Genomic DNA, 1,714 nt, shown 5'->3' with positions numbered 1-1,714 from the left:
TAATGAGGATACGTATGAAGGGAATATCAAGAATCCGCTGAGTTTGAATTTATATACGTATGTTTATAGCAACCCATTAATACATGCTGATCCAACGGGGAATTTTGTTTATCCAGTCTCTCCTGCGCTAACCTGTGCTGTTGATATCCAAAATTGTGGTACCAATTTAAATGCACAAGTTGAGGCAGGTAAGACGATAGCAGTTGAAGGCGCTAATTTCTTAATCTTAGATGATATCAATACGATGTTAAATCCTGATGGCTCATTTAATGAAAAAGCTTTTACAACAGCTAGTTTTCTTCCTTGGGGAAAAGTATTGAAAGCAGCTAAGGTTGGAACAAAAGTTAAAAAAGCAATGGGAGCAATTGCAAAATGTAATTGCTTTACAGCGGGAACGAAGGTTTTAACAGACGAAGGGGAAAAACCTATCGAGGAAATCGAGGTAGGGGATAAGGTTCTCGCCAAAGACGATGAAACAGGCGAGATGGCATACAAGGAAGTTGAATGGCTCTTCCAACGTGATGTTGAGGAAACCTATAATATTACTGTTGGCAGCGAAGTCATAACGACAACGGATGAGCATCCGTTTTGGATTGTCGGTAAAGGTTGGGTGGAAGCACAGCATCTTGTGGTGGGCGATGTTCTGACGACTTCAGATGGCAAAGGATTAGCCATTGAGAACATACATGTGAAGAAGGAACATACGACCGTTTATAACTTTAAGGTTAAAGATTTTCATACGTACTTTGTTTCTAATCTGGGGATTTTTACGCATAACAGTTGTGGTAATGGTTGGATAAAACATGATACTTATAACCAGATACGAAATAAGTTCGGTAATGAAGGGGCAGACAAATTTACTGACGCTATGAAGAAAGGCTTTGTTAGTGGTCAAGGAGAAAATGGAATTAAGTCACTCTCTGGAAGTGGTGTTAAGGTTGGAGGTTCTTACTATAAATATGAGATCAAAATTAAAGGTAAGTACGGTGACTGGAGAGTATACGGTAACTACGATGCAAAGTCAGGACAAATCATTTTTGACAAGTTTGACAAAGGGAAGCATTAGAAAAGGTTGTGTTTACTAGATGAATATTAATGAACTGAAAAACTGGATAATGGAGCATAATGTTGAAAGTCGCTCCATAGAAGGATTCTGGATTGCTCTTAACAACTACATGGAAGATTCCCCTGAGGAATATGAAAGCTATTTTGGTGCTTGTGAAAAGAAATCTTTAGTTATTGAGGTGCAACAAGTAGCTTTAATGTTAGGTAATTATCCAGAATGTAACCAAAACCATATAATTTCTTATGTTCCAATAATATATAATGGTAAAACATTAGGATTATACAGGCTGTTATTCACGCTAGATGGCATAATAGACGATGATTATTTCACATTAGATTAAATATTTTGAAGACCTTGAGGATAAACTCCTTCAAGGTCTTTCTTCTTATCTTCCCACCCAGTGTCATAAAAATCAGGCGGTTAAGTCCAATCCAATTTAACCCTCGTCATCCCGTATTGATATTCTTCAGAATGAAGTAGGCACAAGATAGGTTTATTGATTGAATAATACCCCTTTTCGGCCAATGCGTTATCACAGAAATCCGCTACTGCCCGATGCAGTAGCGGGCAACACGTACGATATCTGGGGCAATCCGCTGACGGAAGAAGAGCAGGTGCCGAATATGTTCCGCTACTCGGGCGAGTATT

At 38.7% G+C, this 1,714-nt stretch carries 2 protein-coding genes; both read left to right on the top strand.

Going from position 1 to position 1,714, the window contains the following annotated elements; genetic code table 11:
* Positions 1-1,066, top strand: a 1,066-nt coding sequence (locus A372_RS0100100) for a hint domain-containing protein (RefSeq protein WP_026010809.1), incomplete at its 5' end; no start/stop codon positions are given.
* Between the two features lie 19 nt (positions 1,067-1,085).
* On the top strand, positions 1,086-1,406 hold the full coding sequence (locus A372_RS0100095; RefSeq protein WP_019418886.1) for a hypothetical protein: 321 nt from the start codon (positions 1,086-1,088) through the stop codon (positions 1,404-1,406).
* Positions 1,407-1,714 lie beyond the last annotated feature (308 nt).

Origin of the sequence: Paenibacillus sp. OSY-SE, assembly GCF_000283315.1 — a bacterium.
GTDB lineage: Bacteria > Bacillota > Bacilli > Paenibacillales > Paenibacillaceae > Paenibacillus_B > Paenibacillus_B profundus.
The sequence above is the reverse complement of the archived record's forward strand: the minus strand, read 5'-3'. Positions and strand labels throughout refer to the sequence as shown.